Genomic DNA, 18058 nt, shown 5'->3' on the forward strand with positions numbered 1-18058 from the left:
CGTCAGGACACCAGCTCCACCGCCCGTCGGCTGCGGCGGTGCTGCTCGGCCCAGTTCGTCAGCGCCGTGCCGCAGGCGTGGTCCAGGTGCCGCAGCCCGCTCAGGTCGAGCTCCACGTCCCGGTCGGCGGGCAGCGCGTCGAGCTGGTCGAGGATCTTCGGCAGCCGCAGGAAGGTGGCGTTGCCGACGGCGCGCACCAGCACCGGCGCGTCCGCGTCGTCCGGCGTGTGGACCTCCAGGTGGACGTGCGAGGTCTCCCAGGCGGTCTTCGCCACGGCCATCAGGAGGCCGATGAGCACGCCCTCGAACATGTTGACCGTGACGATCGCGAGGGCGGTGGCCAGCAGGACGACGGCCTCCCCGCGGTGTTCCCGCCACAGGGGACGCAGCTCGCGCAGCGGGATCAGCTTCCAGCCGGCGTGCACCAGGACACCCGCCAGCGCGGCGACCGGCACCACGCCCAGCGCGGCCGGGAACGCCGCGGCGAACACCAGCAGCCAGACGCCGTGCAGCACCCGGGACGCCTTGGTCCGCGCGCCCGCCTGGACGTTGGCGGCGCTGCGTACGATCACCGCGGTCATCGGCAGCGCACCGAGCACACCGCAGACGGCGTTGCCCGCGCCCTGCGCGATCAGCTCCTTGTCGTAGTCGGTCTTCGGCCCGTCGTGCAGCCGGTCGACCGCGGCGGCGCTGAAGAGGGACTCGGCGGACGCGATCAGCGCGAACGCGACGACCGTGCCCAGCACCCCGACCTCGGTGAGCCGGCCCAGGTCGGCGACGCCGGGTGGCTGGATCGCGTCCAGCAGTCCGCTGACCCGCACCCGGGCGACCGGCAGATCCAGCGCCCAGACCGCGCTGGTGGCGAGCGCCACCGCGGCCAGCGGCGCGGGCAACACCCGCGCGGCCGGCCGCCACCGGGGCCACAGCACCAGTACGGCGATGGTGCCGGCGCCGATGGCCAGCGCGGACAGCGCGGTCCCGGAGCCCAGGGTGTCGGTGACCAGCCCGGGCAGCGAGCCGAGGTTGGCGAGGCCAGTGCCCGGCGCCTTGGCGTCGGCGAGGGCGTAGAGCTGCCCGGCGATCAGCACCAGGCCGATGCCGGCCAGCATGCCCTGCACGACGGCGACCGAGATGGCCCGGAACCAGCGGCCCAACTTCAGTGCGCCCATGGCGAGTTGGAGTACACCGGCGGCCAGCACCAGCGCGCCCAGCGTTCCGATGCCGTACTCCTTGACGGCCTCGAAGACCAGCACCGTCAGACCCGCGGCCGGGCCGCTGACCTGCAGGCTGCTGCCGGGGAGCAGACCGGTGAGCAGTCCGCCCACGACACCGGTCACCAGCCCCAGTTCGGCCGGGACGCCGGAGGCGACGGCCACGCCGACGCACAGCGGGACGGCGACCAGGAACACGACGAGGGACGCGGTGAAGTCGGCCCGGAAGGAGGTGAGTCGCTTCATGAGAGGTACCTGCGCCTTCACAGGGGGAGGAACAGGTCGGAGGCCGGGTGGTGCGTCGCGACCAGGCCGGTGTGGACCTCGTAGAACCAGCCGTGGAGGTTCACCTCGCCGGCGTCCAGCCGCTCCCGTACACACGGGTAGTCGTGCAGCCGGGCGACCTGCTGCCGCACGTGCTGCTGGACGGCCGCGGAGACCGTCGGCTCCTCGTCCCTGGGCAGTTCGTCGGACAGCGCCTGCGCCAGCCAGTCCCGCACGGCGGGCGCACCGGTCAGGTCCTCGCCGCGGGCCTTGGCGCCGACCGCGCCGCAGTGCGAGTGACCGCACACCACGATGTCGGCCACCTTCAGCACGCGCATCGCGTACTCGATGGTGGCGGCCTCCGCGCAGGCCGCCATGCCGTCGCGGTAGACGGGCACGGCGTTGCCGGCCGTCCGCAGTTCGAAGAGTTCGCCGGGCCGCGCGCCGGTGATCAGGGACGGTACGACGCGGGAGTCGGAACAGGTGATGAACAGGGCGAGGGGCGACTGGCCGGCCGCGAGCCGGCCATAGGTCTCCTGCTCCTCGCGCCGGTCGGCGATCCGGGCCGTCAGGCCGCGGGCATGTTGGATGAAGGTCTCCATGAGGGAGGTCTCCTGCTGATGAGGGGTGCCACTGTGGGGTGGTGGCTGACGTCGGACGCTGCGGCTGGTGGGGCAGGCCACCACGCCGCGCTCAGCAGCGGAAGACGCAGTGCAGGACGGGCAGCGCGGCGGGTCTCGACGCGGCCCTGCTGGAGTCGTGCGGGGCGGCCGGTTCCGGGCCGTCGGCCGGGAACGCGGTGACGGGCACGCCGTGGGGCGGCAGCGGACGGCCGGTGTGCCGGGGGACGCCGACGGAGCTGCGCGCGGTGCCGCGGGGCTGCCCGCGCTCGGCCTCGCGCTTGGTCTTCTCCTCGTTGGGGTCGTTACCGGGCTTGGCGGCGGGCGGGGCGCCCGCCGGCTTCGCGGCGGCCGGCGCGGCGAACGCGGTGGTCGCGCTCGCGCCCGTCCCCGCCGCGCCCAGCAGGAACGCCAGGACGATGCCGACGGCGAGCAGCGGAACGCGGCACCGGCGCAGCAGCGAGGTGCCGGCGGTACCGATGTCCTTCCGCATGTTTCCCCCGTTGGCAGTCCGTGCGACGGCGATCCTGCCCTTAGAGTGCAGCATCCAGGTTTCCGGTGTGATAACGCGAAATGACGCCAAGTTTCAAGATTTTCCGGATTGCGGGACCGCCCACACGGCCAGCGGGACGACCGTCAGCGCGAGGAGCCCGCCGGCCAGGGCCAGCGCCGGGTAGCCGCCCAGCACCACGACGGGTCCGGAAGCCAGGCTGCCGGCCGCGCCGGCCAGGGCGATGCCCACGTCCACCAGTCCCTGCACCGGTGCGCGCCGCTCGGGCGGCAGCGCGTCGGTGACCATGGCGGTACCGCTGACCAGCCCGAAGTTCCAGCCGAGGCCCAGCAGTACGAGCGCCGTGGCGAGCAGCGCGACGGAGTGCGGCGGCGCCGTGGCGGCGAGCACACCGGCGGCCAGCAGCACCGGGCCGCACGCCGCGGCCACCCACCGCCGGCCGAGCCGGTCGACGAGCAGACCGGTGAGCGGGGACGGCAGGAACATCGCGCCCACGTGCAGCGCGATGACGAGTCCGGCGGCCCCGGTGCCGTGGCCGTGCGTCTGCATGTGGACGGGCGTCATCGTCATCACGGAGATCATCACGAGCTGACCGGTGAGCACGATCGCGGTGCCGCCGACGACTCCGCGCCGGCACGGCCCGGTGAGCGGTCGCCGCTCCTCCCCGGCCGCGGGTGCGGGCGGGTCGGCGGGCGCGGCCTTCTCCCGCGCCAACGCCTCGGCCAGCCGCAGCGGATCGGGCCGCAGCAGCGCCGCCAGCGCGACCGCGGCCGCCCCGAAGGCCGCGGTGGCCAGCAGGAACGGCCCGGCCAGGCGCGGCACGCCCCAGGACAGCGCCAGCTCGCCGGTGACGTCGACCAGGTTGGGGCCGGCCACCGCACCGAGCGTGGTGGCGAACAGCACCGTGCTGACCGCTCGGCCGCGGCGCGCCGGGGAGGCCAGGTCCGCTCCCGCGTAGCGTGCCATCAGATTGGTGGCGGTACCGGCGCCGTAGACCAGCAGGCTCACGAACAGCAGCGCGACACTTCCGCTCGTGGCCGCCACGACGACCCCGAGGCTGCCGACCGCCCCGGCGGCGTAGCCGAGCGCGAGCCCGGGACGCCGGCCCCAGCGGCGGCAGAGCCGGCCGATGCCGGCCGCGCCGAGCGCGGCGCCCGCCGTGAACAGCCCGCTGGGCACCCCCGCCAGGCCGGTCGAGCCGAGCATCTCCTCGGCGAGCAGCGCGCCGACGGTGATGCCCGCGGCCAGGCCCGCGCCGCTGAGGAGTTGGGCGAGGACCAGGACCGCGAGCACCCGTCGCTGTTCCGGTATGTCGCGCGTGGCCGGCGCGCCGTTCCGAGCCGTCATGATTCCTTTCCGATCGAACCGCGGAGCGCGGACGGGGGAGGGGCGGGTCACGCCGGTGCCACGGGCTCCAGTGAGGAGATGTCGGCGAGCGACAGGTCCATCTGCTCGTGCAGGAAACGCACGATGGTCCAGTGCGGCAGCGCGCCCTCGTCGAACGATCCGAATTCCCGGCAGTACAGCGGAATCCAGCGGAGCGCTTCCTCGACCGCCTGTTCGCGGCCCGGCTCCTGCTGGTAGTCCTCGTAGGCGATGCTGCGGTGCTCGATGAAGAACCGCCCCGGCAGCCGTTCCTCGCACAGCGCCCGGTATTCGCGGGTCTGCAGGATCAGGTAGTGCCAGATCTCGTCGATGTCCTGTTCGACCGGGAGGAACAGCCCGCCGAGTTGTTCGCGGTGCCGGGAGACGAGATACAGATAGCGGAGGCATTCGGTGACCTGCCGCAGCACGTATTCCCGTGGCAGGTCCGGGCTCTTCGCGGCGAAATGCTCGACGACTTCGGTGTGCAGGGTCTCCCCGAGCAGGTTCCTCAGGTCGTCGGCGGACAGCGGCGGGCGGCTGGTCATGGCGCTCCTGTGCAGATGAGGGCGGGACGGGCGGGGTCAGGCGGCGCCGGCGAGCCAGGCGTACTTGCCGGACGGCCCGATGGGGAGGTGCGCGCGGTGCTCCAGTCGGCAGTGCCGGCCGGTCAGTTCACCGACGGCGTGCTCCAGCGCCGCGGACTCGGTCGTGTCGAGCGGCGCGCCGTCGAACGTCGTGTACGCCAGCCGCGCCTCGGCCGGGCCCGCGAGCCGCAATTGGTGCAGGAAGACGCGGGCGGTGGCCTCGCCGATGCACCGGTCGAGATCGCCCTGCGCCACCGGCCCGTGCGGCGTGTGCAGCAATTCCTTCTGCCGGCCGCAGAATTGGGTGATTCCCGAGGGGTCCGGAGTCCCGTCCTGGGTGCGTACGCAGTCGCCGGAGCGGTAGCGGATCAGCGGCATGTACGGGTTGCGCACGCTGGAGACGATGAGCTCGAAGATCGTGCTCCCGGGGGCGACCGGGTGGAGTTCGACGCTCATGTCGTCCAGGTGCGGCCAATACGCGCCGCGGCGGTCGCTGTAGTAGAGATAGCCGAGCTCGGTGCTGCCGAACAGGTCGATCAGCGGGCAGTCGAAATGCTGCCGCAGGAAGCGCCGGACGTTCACCGGGGTGTATTCGTAGGCGTGGATGATGCTGGCGGGCGGCGGGAACTCGTCCCACAGTCCCTCTTCGCCCACCTTCCGCACCAGGTGTGCCAGGTGGTATCCGGAGCAGTCGAGGTGGTACTCGCCGCGCGGGTGGGCCCGGCGGGCGGTCTCGATCTCCTGGAGCATCCGTACGACCTCGTCGCGCTCCCACAGCGCCGGGTCGAGCCGGAGGTTGAGATAGCAGGTGCGGTCGTCGAGCCACCGGTCCTCAAGGGCGGGCACCGCCTGCGGCGGCACTCCGCTGCGGGCCGCGTTGATCCGTGCGACGTGCTCCGTCGCCAGCACCGTGGTCAGCGACACCCGCCGGCAGCCGGACTCCCAGGTGCCGGAGATGTCGGGGTGCTCGCGCCACAGCCGGTAGTAGGAGTGCAGCAGGAAGTACGGCGGCCGGATGAGCTGCATCCGGGCGTGGTTGGTGCCGGTGGACAGGACGTACTCCGCCTCGCCCGCCGCCAGCGCGGCGGCCAGCCGGGGCGTCATCCAGTTCTCGGGGAAGCCGCGGGCGATCTCCGGCTTGTCCAGTACGGGGAAGTACCCCTGCGCGAGCGACTCGCGGTAGAGCGGTATGTCGCGGAGCTGCTCGATGACCTCGGCGGTCGGCTGACCATCCATGGATTCCTCGTCAGGGCTCGGAGAACGGTGCCCGTGGGGGCGGTGCGGGGCGGGGTGCCCGGGGGCGGGCGACGGCGGCCGGGGAAGCGCCGCCGTCGCCCGCCCCCGGATCACTCGGCGGGTGCCGGGCGTCAGGAGATGCAGCCGGCCTTCGGCGCGGCACTGATGCAGCCGGCCGGCGCCGCGCTGATGCAGCCGTTCTTCGCGGCCTGCTGGGCGGAGTTGGCGGCGAGCCAGTTCTGCCAGACGATGTCCTGGGCCATCTTCTTGATGAGCTGCTCCATCGGGACCTCCGGGAAGAGTGCGGAACGATGCCGGGCACACGGCGCTGACCTGCGCCGATGCCGCACCATGAAAGTAAAAGCATGGCCAAGTGAATGTCAATGAAAGGCAATGTCGGTGCGGGCTGAAGCGGGCCCGGCGCGCCAACTTTGGCGGGATTGCGTCGAGATGATCAACAACGGAACCGAGTGACGTGCCGTCAGCTCCCGGGGTGCGCGCCGGTGCGGGCCCGGCGCCTTGCGCCGTACGGCGGCAACCGGCCGGGTGACCTGCCGGGCGTCTCCGGGGCCGCCCGGCCCGCCCGGGGAACGCTCACGGGCATCGGCCACCCGCCCAGCCCCGGAGGAGTCCGCTGTGCGCATTCTGCTCATCGCCGGCGCGTTCAACAGCCTGACGCAGCGCGTCCACGCCGAACTCTGCGACGGCGGGCACCAGGTGAACGTCGAGCTGGTGACGCGGGAGACGCCGCTGCCGGAGGTCGTACGCCGGCATGACCCCGAAGTCGTCGTGGCGCCGATGCTCAAGACGGCCGTGCCCCGCGAGGTGTGGTCGGCGTACACCTGCCTGATCGTGCACCCCGGCCCGGTCGGCGACCGCGGGCCCTCCTCGGTGGACTGGGCGGTGCACCTGGGCGCGGACCGGTGGGGCGTCACCGTCCTCCAGGCCAACGACGAGATGGACGCCGGCGACATCTGGGCCGCCGCCGAGTGCGCCGTCCCCGAGGTCGGCAAGAGCGACCTCTACCGCAACGAGATCGCCGACGCCGCCGTCGAGGCGGTCCTGACGGCCGTCGACCGCGTCGCCTCCGGCACCCACCGCCCGCAACCGCAGGACACCCTGCCGGCCACCGCCAAAACCGGCCGCCCTCGGCCGCCCCTCCGCCAGGACCGGCGCCGGATCGACTGGCGGCGCGACCCCACGACCACCGTGCTGCGCAAGCTGCGCGCCGCCGACTCCCGGCCCGGCGTACGGGACGAACTCCTCGACGGCACCTGGTTCCTGCACGGCGGGCACCCGGAGGACGGCCTGACCGGCCGGCCGGGGGATCTGCTCGCGACCCGGTGCGGCGCGGTCTGCCGGGCGACGGCCGACGGCGCGGTGTGGATCCCCGAACTCCGGCCCGCGCGCCGCCCGGGGGAGCCCTGCACCGTCAAACTGCCCGCCACCCTGGCGCTGGGCGACCGCCTCCCGTCGCTCCCCGAGGTCCCCGCCCCGCTCGACGCCCCCGACACCCCCCGGACCTGGACCGACATCCGCTACCGCGAGGAGGGCCCGGCCGGCTTCCTGGAGTTCTCCTTCCCCGGCGGCGCGATGAGCACCGACCACTGCCGCCGGCTGCTGGCCGCATACCGGCACGCCTGCACCCGGCCCACCTCCGTACTGGTCCTCGGCGGCCGCCGGGACTTCTTCTCCAACGGCATCCATCTGAACGTCATCGAGGCCGCCGCGGACCCGGCCGCGGAGTCCTGGGACAACATCAACGCCATGGACGACCTGGTGCACGCCGTCCTGACCACCACGGACCGGCTGGTGGTCGCCGCGCTCGGCGGCAACGCCGCGGCCGGCGGCGTGATGCTGGCGCTCGCCGCCGACGAGGTGTGGTGCCGCGCGGCCGTGGTGCTCAACCCGCACTACCGGCTGATGGGGCTGTACGGCTCGGAGTACTGGACCTACACCCTGCCCGGGCGGGCCGGCCCGGAGGTCGCCGAGCAGCTCACCCGGCGCGCCCTGCCGCTCACCGCGGCGGCCGGCCAGCGCCTCGGGCTCGTGGACCGCATCGTCGACTGCGACCCGCAGGAGTTCGGCCCGCAGACCGCGCACCTGGCCGTACGGCTGGCGTCCGCGCCGTCGGTGCATGCCCGGATCGCCACGAAGAAGGCCGAGCGGGAGCAGGACGAGGCGGAACGACCGCTGTCCGCCTACCGGGAGCACGAACTGGCCCGTATGCACGAGATCTTCTTCGACCCGGAGCAGCCCTACCACGCCCTGCGACGGGCCTTCGTGCGCAAGGAACCCATGGCCGGTACCCCGGTGCACCTCAACCCCGGGGCGGCCGGGGGGTGAGACGCCCCCGTCGCCGGACTGCCGCGTCCGTCGCCTCCGCGGGGACGGTGGCCGGCTTCCCCCGGCCACCGTCCCCGCGCGCCGGCCGTCCGCCGGCTACAGGGTGGGCAGGTACTTGTACCCGATGCCGAACACCGTGCTGATGCAGTCGCGCAGGCCGGGCCCCAGGCGGCGCCGCAGCCGTGCGATGTGGACGTCGACGGTACGGGTGCTGGACTGGCAGCTGGGCCAGACCGCGGCCATCAGCTGCTCCCGGGTGAAGGCCCGCTGGGGGTGCAGCACGAGGTGGGCCAGCAGATCGAATTCCAGGCGGGGCAGACCGAGTTGGCGGCCCCGGATGGAGACGATCCGGGCCGCGGTGTCGATCTGGATCGGCTCCGGCCGGGGTGGCGCGGCCGGCGCCACGGGCCCGTCGGGGTGTGCCGGATCCTCACGCGGCGGCGCCAGGATGATGTGGACCTCGTCCGAGGGCATCCGGTGCACCGATACCGGTTCCAGGTCGTGCAGGGTCAGTTGCCACGTGCCGTCGGGGAGCCGGTCGACCGCCAGCGGTGGCCCTTCGCCGGGCCCGGCTGTCACCGTGCGGCCGAAGTCGTCTTCCGGTCGCAACGCAAGCGGGGTCGTCGAGGAGTTCATAAACATGATCTGGGCCCATTCCTCTTGCAAAGCAGGCGTGTACGGACAGACATGGCGGTGCTCGACGTTCAAGGGTGCTGAGGTGCTGCGCAGATGATGCGACGCAGTCCGGTGCTGGGCGTAGGGGGCGAACAGGCACTCGTGATGCGGGTGCGCCCAGCGGGGGCAACCGCGCCGTCCGTGCCGTAAGAACGCTCGCCCCCATGCCCGTACGCGGCCATGACGTGGTGCGAAGTCACGGCCTCCGGTCGAGTCGAACGCTACATGTGATCGCGCGGTTCCGGAAAGTAGCTTCCGCTAATTTCGGTTGCTCTTGACCCGATTCCGTGCTGGTGGAGGGTCAAGTGGCTCCTGAAGTGGGGCAGTTGCCCCCCGAGGCGGAGCCGTTCCGCGTTCGCGAGTGCACAACCTCCTTTTGGTTTTGGCCGGAAAGTGTCGCTGAGTGGGCGCGGATCCCTGGTGTCGGCCAACTGGTCCGGACGGCATGGACGGTGGGTGGTGGTGCGGCGCCGATCGCGCCGGTCGAGGGCCTGTCGCCGCCGTTCCCGGCGTCCGATATGAGGTACGCGGTGTACGGGGGGCGGAGAAACCCGGGGAGCGGCCGACCGGTGGAGTCCGGTTGTGGAGGTCCGGTGCCCCCGTGAATATGCCAAATAAATGGCGCGTGTTGTCCTGTGGCTGTCGGAGAGGTAAAGGGGAGGGGCTTCGGCAGGTCGGCCGAAAAGTTGTTTCCTTTTCAATCTCCTCGCGGCGAAAAGGTGCGGAACCAGATATTCCAGACCACTGTTTTCGCGCGGAGTTGATGATGAGTAGGGTGTGCTCCGCTGCCACTTGACCGAGGGCAGGGACTCAGCTGAATTCGGTGCGGCTGCAATGCGGTGTGGGGAAGACGCCTTCGTGACCGGGAGGGACCATGGCGGCCGGCTCTTTCGAGGGGCAGTACGTGTGGAGTCCGGCGGCCGATGACCGGGCGCTGGCGCGAGCGTGCATGGACGTCCGGGCCGGCCGTTACCTGAGCGCCCACGAGGTGCTCAAGGAGACCCGGGACGACTTCGAGGTACGGGCCCACCGCTCGCTCGTCCTCGCGTCCGTGGCGGCCGACTCGGACCTCGCCGAGCGCTGGCTGGCCGAGGAACCCGGCGCGGAAGCCGCGCTGCTCTGGGCGCGGGTGGCCATGCTGCGGGCGCTGCGGATGGCCGACGCGGGCGACCGGCGGCAGGGCGCGCTGGCGCGGATAGCGCGGTCCGCCTGTGACCGGGCCGCCAAGGAACTGCCCGAGGACCCCACGCCGTGGGTGGCCCAGCTGGCACTGACCCGCCTCGACCGCCCCCGGGACCCCGCGCCGCAGGGGCTGCTGACCGCACCGGCCGGCCCCTGGTACCTCTTCGCCCACATCCTCCGGCTCGACGCCTGGCACCGCGAGGCGCACCACCGCTTCCTGTCGTACTTCTTCACCCGCTACGGCGGTTCCTCCAGCGCGAGTTGGGACGTCGCCGCCTTCCTCAGCCAGCGGGCGCCGGCCACCTCGCCGCTGCGGCTGCTGCCGCTGGTGGCGCTGGTCGAGGACTACGACCCCACCGCCCTGCTCGCCGACCGCACATGGGAGCAACCCCAGTGGATCACCACCGCGACCAGCATCCACCGCAACTGGTTCCCGCGGGTGGCCGATTACCGCTTCACGCCGGTGCTGGACCTGTCGTACCTGGCGCATGCGCTGTTCATGGCGAAACGTGAATTCGAGGCCCGGGAAGTCTTCACCGCCATGGGCCCCTTTGCCGCGCGGATGCCGTGGAGCGCGTTCGGTGAACCCGCCGAACAATTGAGCAGAGCCAGACGCTCCTGCGGGCTGCCCGTGCCGCACGGGGCCTGAATTCGCGGCGCACAACGGAATGCGGAAGCCGCTCCACGTATTCTCCGCAGCCGCCCGCCCCGCACACTCAACCCGATCCGCCATTTCCCCCCTGTGTCCCCAGAAAGGTTGCGGTTGTGTCCGAGCGCACGTCTCTCACTCGCTCGAAATCCCCCCACCCGGCAGATCCCGTCACCCTCGACGACGATGCCACGCTGCATGCCATGGGATACCCGCGGAAACTCACCCGCAGATTCCGTGCGTTCGACAACTTCGCCATTTCTTTCACCATCATCAACATCATCTCCGGCATCTTCTCCTCGTTCGGCTTCGGGATGAACGCCGGCGGCCCCCGGATCCTGGTCCTCGGCTGGGTCGGTGTCTCGGTCATGGTGCTGTTCGTCGGTGCCGCGATGGGCGAGATCGCCTCCGCCTACCCGACCAGCGGCGCGCTCTACTTCTCCGCCGGCAAGCTCGCCAAGCGGCACCAGGGCGCCTGGTCCTGGTACACGGGCTGGTTGAACTTCGTCGGACAGGTCGGCGGCACCGCCGCCACCAACTTCGCGGCCGCCACCTTCATCCAGGCGTTCCTCGCGATGCAGTGGCCGTCCTACGAGGCGACCCCGCAGCAGACCGTCGGCATCACCGCGGCCATCCTCCTGCTCCAGGCGCTGGCCAACACCTATACCGTGCGGCTGGTCGCGCTGGTGAACCGCATTTCCGTGTGGTGGCTGCTCATCGGCATGGTGGTGATCGTCGGCGCGCTCACGTTCATACCCGACCATCACCAATCACCCTCTTTCGCCGCCCACTTCGTGAACAACACCGGCTTCACCAGTGCGGTCTACGGCGGAATGCTCGGCCTGCTCGTCACCAGCTGGACGTTCACCGGTTTCGACGGCAGTTTCCACATGTCCGAAGAAACGGTGAAGGCGACGGTCAATGCGCCCAGGGGCATCATGCGGGCCATCACCTGCTCCGCGATCACCGGACTCATCCTGATGCTCGCGCTGGTGTACGCGATCCGTGACTACGGGCACGCCGCGAGCGCCGACGCGCCGCCGGTGCAGATTCTCGTCGACGCGCTCGGCCCCGGCATCGCGCAGTTCCTGCTGCTGATCGTTATCGGCGCCATGCTGTTCTGCGGCCTCGCCAACATGACCAGCAATACCCGCCAGATCTTCGCGTTCTCCCGCGACGGCGCGATGCCCGGCTCCCGTTGGTGGCATTCGGTTTCCGCGCGTACCCGCACCCCCGTCAAGGCCGTCTGGCTCGCGGCGGCCTGCCCGTTGGTGCTGGTGCTGCCCGGCTGGTGGTCGCACACCGCGTTCACCGCCGTGGTGAGCGTCAACGTCGTCGGACTGTTCCTGGCCTACGCCGTGCCGATCTTCCTGCGGCTGCGGCTCGACGACTTCCAGGCCGGGCCGTGGAACCTCGGCCGCTACGGCCGGCCCGTCGCGGCCGTGGCGGTGGCCTGGATCCTGATCAGCAACGTGCTGTTCATGCTGCCCCAGGCGTCCCCGATCACCCCCGACTCGTTCAACTACGCGCCCATCGCGCTGGCCGTGGTGCTGATCATCGCCACCGTCTGGTGGTTCGCCACCGCCCGGCGGCGCTTCCAGGGGCCGGTCAGCTACGGCCGCCCCGACGAGGTCGCCGCCATGGACCTGATCTAGGGGGTCTCGGCCCCGCGCCGTCCCGCCCCCCAACCAGAACCCGCACGCAGGCCCCCTGCCCCCGACAGAAGGGACGACCACCGGCATGCCTCCCCCCAGCGACGACGCCCGCCCGGACGCGCCCCGGCACACCTCCGCGGCCGACCCCCTCATCGTCACCACGGCCTCAGCACAGGACTGGCACCAGGTGGCCCGGTGGGCCGCCGACGAGGAATGGAACCCCGGCCGCGGCGACACCGACTGCTTCCACCCCACCGACCCCGCGGGCTTCTTCCTCGGCCGCCGCGCCGGCCAACCGGTCTCCGCGGTCTCGGTCGTCAACTACTCCGACGCCTACGCCTTCCTCGGCTACTACCTCGTCCACCCCGACCACCGGGGGCAGGGCCTGGGGCTCGCCACCTGGCGGGCGGCCTTCCCGCACGCGGGCGTGCGCACCGTCGGCCTGGACGCCGTACCCGCCCAGCAAGCCACCTACCGGCGCGCCGGGTTCACCCCCGCCCACGACACCGTCCGCTACGGGGGACGCCCCACCGGCGGCGACACCCCCCGGCCGGAGGTCGTCCCGGTGACCGGCACCCACCTCGACGCCCTCGCCGCCTACGACCGGCTGTGCTTCCCCGCGGGGCGGCGCGCGTTCGTCACCCGCTGGGTGACCGCCCCCGGCCACACCGCCCGCGTCTACCTCCGCGACGGCGCGATCGCCGGCTACGGGGTGATCCGCCCGGCCCGGACGGGCCACCGCATCGGTCCGCTCTTCGCCGACGGCCCGCAGGCCGCCGAGGGGCTCTTCGACGCCCTGACCGCCTGCGTGGACCCGGACGACGAGGTGTTCCTGGACATCCCCGAACCCCGGCGCGCGGCCGTCTCGCTGGCCGCCTCCCGCGGTCTGACCCCCCGGTCACACACGGTACGGATGTACACCGGCCCGGTCCCGCCGGCGGCCGACGAGCACACCTTCGCCGTGACCAGCCTCGAACTGGGCTAGGGAACTGGGGAAGCGGGCGCCGGAAGGGATGCGGGCCGTTCCCGCCGGCGCCGGCGCGGAGGGCCGCATCGACCGGCCGACGGTGAGCGTGGACTCCACCGTGTGCCACGCTCACCGGCACGCCGCCGGAGCCCGCAGGCAGCACCGCCCGCCCGGTACCGTCCGGACGCAGCGCCGGCCGCTCAGGGGGCGGGCTGACGGCAAGGATTCACCTGCTCCGCGGCCTCCTGCCTCGCGTGCGTCGCGGCCCGCGTTGGTCGATCGTCAAGGGGACGTTGATCCCGGCTCCCTAACGTTTCCGGCGCATCGATCTCCGATCAACGGCGAGGTGACGTACGCATGCTGTTCCGCACGCGAGGCACAGGCAGGGTCTCTTCCTTATGCGCCGGGGCGAACACGCCCCGGCGGCGGACCGCGGTCATGGCCGGGCTGCTCGCAAGCGTGTCCGTGGGGGCGCTGGGCACGGCTTCCGCGGCGCCGCAGGGTTCGGGAGAACCGACGAAGGCCGCTGTGCAGGCGGCTCCGGCAGCCGACTCGGCGCGTGAGCACTGGCAGCCGCCGACGTACCGGAACGGGGGCCCCGGGGATCCCGGGACGGAGCCCGGCAGGATCAACACCGACTACCTGATCAGCGAGGTCTCGCCGGCGCAGTTCAGGGGCTACTGGTACCAGTCCCACGTGAAGGGGGTCAGCGTCACGTGGGTGGCGCCCTCGGGGCGGGATCCGTACAACGGCTGGGACTGGATCGAGATCCTGGACAGCAACGGCAAGCGCGTCACGTGGGACTGGGCTTGCGGCAACGCCAACTGCGGCGCGTACGGCTCGACCCTGATCGACGCGAACCTGACGAAGGGTGCGAAGTACCGGGCGCTCTACTACAGCGACGGGGGCCGGGTCACCAAGGGCACGCTCCGGGCCGAGTTCGAGTTCTGGGCCTGACATGGCAGACACCGCAGAGATGACGCGAAGGGTCGGCCGGGTCGAACGGTTCGAACGCGGCCCGGTGCGGCGGCGCTTGGTCAGCGCGGCCGTGGTGGTTTCGGTCCTTGCGGGCACGCTGGGCGCGGGTGGCGCGGTCACCTACGGTGCGTCGGCCCCGCACGGGCAGGACCGGACCGTCCAGGCCACGCCGCAGGAGCAGGGGCAGGGGCAGCCGAGGGAAACGACGGAGGATGAGGATTTCGCCGGCCTCTACACCCGCACGGTCGCGAACGTCCGCAACGCCGTGCTGGGGGAGCAGAGCGTCCGACGGCCCGGTGCCGGCCACCTGATCCAGAACCCCGACCCCGAGGTCATGCAGACGATCAACCTCGGACGGTTCGCCGAGGACGAGTTCATCGTGGGCCGCATGGTCCGAGGAGTCTTCCGGCGGTCCGACAACTACCTGCTCGGGTTCTACGTGGAGAACAGGGACGCGACCAGCCGCGTCCTCTACACGTTCACCGAGCGGGTGAACGGCCGCACGCGGGACATGGTCCCGGGCCACCTGTTCCCGCGCGTCCGCAGGGAGCACTTCGGCTGGGGCATCCAATACCGGGGCCTTGAGGCAATCACGGTCAGCCGGAGCCGCCTGCGGAATGCGGTGCTCGAGATCTACCGTCACGACCCGAACACGAGCACCCACACGATGGAGGACAGTGTCCAGGCGCTGGCCGTGGCCCTGGCCGAAGGGGCGCGGTTCCAGGCGATCCCCGCGCAGATCGCCCAGGCGATCCGAGGCAGGACGTCCTGGACCGTGGGCAGCCACTCGGACGAGATCAGGAGCTGGGACCAGCGCTCCGGGGTCGTCCTGCAGGCACGGGCCACCGACCCGACCGGTAACGGCGAGGTGTGGCAACAGCGCCGTCAATACGCCTGGAACGGGGCCCAGGTGCTGCTGACCGCGCTGGATCTGGCCCGCCGGCTCTACCTGATCAAGCCGCCGACGAGGAAGGGCTGACCTTCACGGCACCTCACACGGTGCTCACGCCGGCCCCTCCATGCGGGCGGTCAGCTCGGCGAAGGCGGCGCGCACGGCTCGACCCTGATCGACGCGAACCTGACGAAGGGTGCACTGACGAAGTTCCAGGCGGCGGCCGCCAGGGTGAGGTCCCGCAGGCTGCCGTCGTCCGGCTGCTCGGCCCGGCGGGCGGCGGCCTCCCCCACACCGGGCAGCGGGTGCCGCGCGGCGTGGGCGGCGAACGTCGGACGCCGGCCGGAGTGGGGGCGCTGCTGATGAGGACCAGCCCGCTCAGGTATGACTCCAGGTCCGGCACGGGCAGCGCGAACATGCCGCCGGTCGAGTGGGCCACCAGAACGGCGGAATCCACGGCCTGAGCGGCTTCGACCAGGACGTGCGGCCCCTGGGCGTACGGGTCGGCGCCCGCGCCCGCCGGAGCCCGGTCGGCGCCGTCCCCCGGCAGATCGCTGCTCTCAGGCTCCCACCGTGCCGTCTACGCCCTCCCGGAGGAAGTCGGCGTGGCCGTTGTGGCGCGCGTACTCGTGGACGAGGTGGTGCATGACCAGGCGGAGCGAGACGTGCTCGTCCCACCGGGGCTGGTAGCCCGTGACGTCGAGGGAGGGGGCCGCCTGCTCGATGCGGCGGGAGTGGGCGACCTCCTCCTGCCAGGCGGCGAAGGCTTCCGCGCCGGTCGACCCGTCGGGGTCGTACGCCGCCTGGAAGTCGCCCTCGGCCGACCAGACCAGCGGGATGTCCTCACCGTTGATCACCCGGCGGAACCAGGTGCGCTCCACCTCCGCCATGTGCCGGACCAGGCCGAGCAGGGTGAGCGTGGAGGGCGGCATCGAGCGGCGGCGCAGCTCCTCGTCGGTCAGGCCCTCGGTCTTCAGGGCGAGCGTGGCGCGGTGGAAGTCCAGGAAGGCCCGCAGGGTCTCCCGTTCGCCGGCGCGGACGGGCGGAGCGACACGTTCGGTGGTCATGGGGTATCGGGTTCCTCTGGGGGGCGGCGGAGGCCCGGAAGTAGCGGGACGCCGGGGGATGGGCGATGATCATCGGAGGTGTTTCCGGAGCGCGCCCGGGAGGCGGCCGATGGGATCTTGCCGACTGGCGCGCGCCGCCGCAAGCGGATTTCTCGCGCTCGCGGCCGCCACCGGCTGCGCGTCGGGCATCCGCGCGCCCACCCCGTCACCGAGCCCGCCGGTGCCGGGGCACTGGCGGGCGGTCTTCGCGGACGACTTCGGCGGCACCCGGCTCAACCCGGCCCGCTGGACGACCTGTTACGACTGGAACCAGGGCGGCTGCACCAACCGCGGCAACAACGAGCTGGAGTGGTACCGCCCGGAGCAGGTGTCGGTCGGCGACGGCAAGCTCACGCTGACCGCCCGCCGCCGGACCACCCCGGGCACGGACGGCCGCAGCTATCCGTGGACGTCCGGGATGGTCTCCACCGGCCGCAGCTCGTGGAACGCCCGGCCGCGCTTCGTCTTCACCTACGGCTACTTCGAGGCGGCCGTACGGATCCCCCCGCAGGCCGGGATGCTGCCGGCCTTCTGGCTGATGCCGGCCTCCCGGTACACGCCCCCGGAACTCGACGTCGCCGAGGGGCTCGGCAGCACCGACCGGATCGAGATGACGGTGCACTGGAAGGGGCCGGCCGGCGAGGAACGCACCGCCGCGGGGCGCTTCGGGCCGGTGGACTTCCCGGCCGGCTACCACGTTTTCGCGCTGAACTGGGAGCGGAACGCGCTCACCTGGTATGTGGACGGCGAGATCCGCTTCCGGGTCACCGATCCCGCGAAGATCCCGCACGTCCCGATGGAGCTGCTGTTCACGCTCGCGGTCGGCTATCCGACGGTGCCGCCGCCCGGGGTCGACCACGCCCGGATGTCGGTGGACTGGGTCCGGGTCTGGCAGCAGCTAGGGGCAGCGGCGGGGCACCACGGCACGGGCGGGAGGTAACGGGGTACGGCAGGCCGGGAGGCGGCCGCTCAGGGCAGCGTGCCGGACCCGGGCGGTCCGCCGGCCGGGCGCCCGAGCAGCGCCCGGGAGCGGCGGTAGACCCGCCAGCCCTTGGTCCGCAGGGACTCGGACAGCGGCGCCGTGGGCGCGCCGCCGCCGCGCGTCCACTGGGTGAACAGCTCCGGACGGGTGTCGGCCCGGACCATCAGCCGGGGTATGCGCACCGGGTCGCCGTCGGCCGAGGCGAAGGCGTTGGCCACCGCGCAGGCCGAGGTCCAGCCGACCTCGCGCACGGTGCGGCGGACCGCGGCGCTGGAGTAGCCGTGCGGATAGGCGAAGGAGTACACCGGATGGCTGAGCGCGTCCTCCAGCCGCCGCTTGCAGCCGACGATCTCGCGCCAGGCGCGCTGCGCGGGCACGGCGTCCAGCTGCGGATGGGTGACGGTGTGTCCGCCGATCTCGAAGCCGAGCGCGTCGAGGGTGGCGACCTGCCGCCAGCTCAGCATCGCGGCGGCCGGCAGCAGACTGCCCTCGGGGTGGCCGCCGGGCGGATGGACGGCGCCGGTCGTGACGTACAGCGTCGCGGGCAGGGCGCGCTCGGTGAGGAGGGGCGCCACCGTCCAGTAGAAGTCGGCGAAGCCGTCGTCGAAGGTGAGGACGGCGCAGCGCGGGGGCAGCGGCGGGCCGCCACGGATCGCCGCGACCAGCCGCCGCAACGGCACCACCGTGAGCCCGGCGTCCGCGATGCGGTCGAGCTGTTCGGCGAAGACCCGCGGGGTGACCGTGTACGGCGCGATCCAGGGCGGCGGGTCGGTGTTCACCGAGTGGTAGACGAAGACGGGGACGGCGCTCATGATCGGTCCTTTCGGACCCCCGT

18 protein-coding genes are annotated in these 18058 nt (G+C 72.2%); 7 read left to right on the forward strand and 11 right to left on the reverse strand.

Annotation, left to right across the window (positions count from 1 at the left end; translation table 11 throughout):
- Window positions 1-2 precede the first annotated feature (2 nt).
- The 7 genes from SL103_RS14380 to SL103_RS37800 form a co-directional block, all read right to left on the reverse strand.
- Window positions 3-1457, reverse strand: a complete 1455-nt coding sequence (locus SL103_RS14380) for a SulP family inorganic anion transporter (RefSeq protein ID WP_069569237.1) — start codon at window positions 1455-1457, stop codon at window positions 3-5.
- Window positions 1458-1474: 17 nt separating this feature from the next.
- On the reverse strand, window positions 1475-2077 hold the full coding sequence (locus tag SL103_RS14385) for a carbonic anhydrase (RefSeq protein WP_069569238.1): 603 nt from the start codon (window positions 2075-2077) through the stop codon (window positions 1475-1477).
- A 91-nt stretch (window positions 2078-2168) separates the two neighbouring features.
- Window positions 2169-2588, reverse strand: coding sequence for a hypothetical protein (locus SL103_RS14390; RefSeq protein ID WP_069569239.1), 420 nt, complete (start codon window positions 2586-2588; stop codon window positions 2169-2171).
- Window positions 2589-2681: 93 nt separating this feature from the next.
- The gene (locus SL103_RS14395) at window positions 2682-3953 is read right to left on the reverse strand and encodes an MFS transporter (RefSeq protein ID WP_069569240.1); all 1272 of its coding nucleotides are present in this window, start codon (window positions 3951-3953) and stop codon (window positions 2682-2684) included.
- Between the two features lie 47 nt (window positions 3954-4000).
- Window positions 4001-4516, reverse strand: a complete 516-nt coding sequence (locus tag SL103_RS14400; protein ID WP_069569241.1) for a hypothetical protein — start codon at window positions 4514-4516, stop codon at window positions 4001-4003.
- A gap of 36 nt (window positions 4517-4552) precedes the next feature.
- A complete protein-coding gene (locus tag SL103_RS14405) occupies window positions 4553-5791 on the reverse strand; it encodes a hypothetical protein (RefSeq protein WP_069569242.1) in 1239 nt (412 codons plus the stop codon).
- A gap of 131 nt (window positions 5792-5922) precedes the next feature.
- Window positions 5923-6075, reverse strand: coding sequence for a hypothetical protein (locus tag SL103_RS37800; RefSeq protein WP_164492797.1), 153 nt, complete (start codon window positions 6073-6075; stop codon window positions 5923-5925).
- Window positions 6076-6427: 352 nt separating this feature from the next.
- Here SL103_RS37800 and SL103_RS14410 point away from each other — a divergent pair, with 352 nt between their 5' ends.
- Complete coding sequence (locus SL103_RS14410; RefSeq protein ID WP_069569243.1) at window positions 6428-8137, forward strand: enoyl-CoA hydratase-related protein; 1710 nt, start codon at window positions 6428-6430, stop codon at window positions 8135-8137.
- Between the two features lie 96 nt (window positions 8138-8233).
- Here SL103_RS14410 and SL103_RS14415 read toward each other — a convergent pair whose 3' ends face one another.
- Window positions 8234-8779 (reverse strand): winged helix-turn-helix domain-containing protein, encoded by a 546-nt coding sequence (locus tag SL103_RS14415; RefSeq protein ID WP_244303911.1) that lies wholly within the window; start codon window positions 8777-8779, stop codon window positions 8234-8236.
- Between the two features lie 907 nt (window positions 8780-9686).
- On the opposite strand from SL103_RS14415, the gene SL103_RS14420 reads away from it, so the two are divergent.
- The 5 genes from SL103_RS14420 to SL103_RS14440 all read left to right on the forward strand — a co-directional run bounded on the left by SL103_RS14420 (window position 9687) and on the right by SL103_RS14440 (window position 15222).
- On the forward strand, window positions 9687-10643 hold the full coding sequence (locus SL103_RS14420) for a hypothetical protein (protein WP_208869867.1): 957 nt from the start codon (window positions 9687-9689) through the stop codon (window positions 10641-10643).
- Window positions 10644-10846: 203 nt separating this feature from the next.
- Window positions 10847-12298 (forward strand): amino acid permease, encoded by a 1452-nt coding sequence (locus SL103_RS14425; RefSeq protein ID WP_069569244.1) that lies wholly within the window; start codon window positions 10847-10849, stop codon window positions 12296-12298.
- Window positions 12299-12383: 85 nt separating this feature from the next.
- Window positions 12384-13283 carry a GNAT family N-acetyltransferase gene (locus SL103_RS14430; protein WP_069569245.1) on the forward strand — a complete coding sequence of 300 codons (900 nt, stop codon included), beginning with the start codon at window positions 12384-12386 and terminating at the stop codon, window positions 13281-13283.
- 420 nt (window positions 13284-13703) lie between these two features.
- Window positions 13704-14222: a hypothetical protein gene (locus tag SL103_RS14435; protein WP_069569246.1), complete on the forward strand. Its 519-nt coding sequence runs from the start codon at window positions 13704-13706 to the stop codon at window positions 14220-14222.
- Window positions 14223-14241: 19 nt separating this feature from the next.
- Window positions 14242-15222, forward strand: a complete 981-nt coding sequence (locus SL103_RS14440; RefSeq protein ID WP_164492798.1) for a ribosome-inactivating family protein — start codon at window positions 14242-14244, stop codon at window positions 15220-15222.
- Between the two features lie 50 nt (window positions 15223-15272).
- On the opposite strand, the gene SL103_RS37805 is transcribed toward SL103_RS14440, so the two are convergent.
- On the reverse strand, window positions 15273-15428 hold the full coding sequence (locus SL103_RS37805; protein WP_164492799.1) for a hypothetical protein: 156 nt from the start codon (window positions 15426-15428) through the stop codon (window positions 15273-15275).
- Between the two features lie 267 nt (window positions 15429-15695).
- Entirely contained in the window at window positions 15696-16202 is a 507-nt protein-coding gene (locus SL103_RS14445) for a DinB family protein (RefSeq protein ID WP_069569248.1), read from the reverse strand.
- 109 nt (window positions 16203-16311) lie between these two features.
- Here SL103_RS14445 and SL103_RS14450 point away from each other — a divergent pair, with 109 nt between their 5' ends.
- Window positions 16312-17181, forward strand: a complete 870-nt coding sequence (locus tag SL103_RS14450) for a glycoside hydrolase family 16 protein (protein ID WP_164492800.1) — start codon at window positions 16312-16314, stop codon at window positions 17179-17181.
- 29 nt (window positions 17182-17210) lie between these two features.
- On the opposite strand, the gene SL103_RS14455 is transcribed toward SL103_RS14450, so the two are convergent.
- Entirely contained in the window at window positions 17211-18035 is an 825-nt protein-coding gene (locus SL103_RS14455) for a polysaccharide deacetylase family protein (RefSeq protein WP_069569250.1), read from the reverse strand.
- Between the last annotated feature and the right edge of the window lie 23 nt (window positions 18036-18058).

Origin of the sequence: Streptomyces lydicus (assembly GCF_001729485.1) — a bacterium.
GTDB classification, from domain to species: domain Bacteria; phylum Actinomycetota; class Actinomycetes; order Streptomycetales; family Streptomycetaceae; genus Streptomyces; species Streptomyces lydicus_D.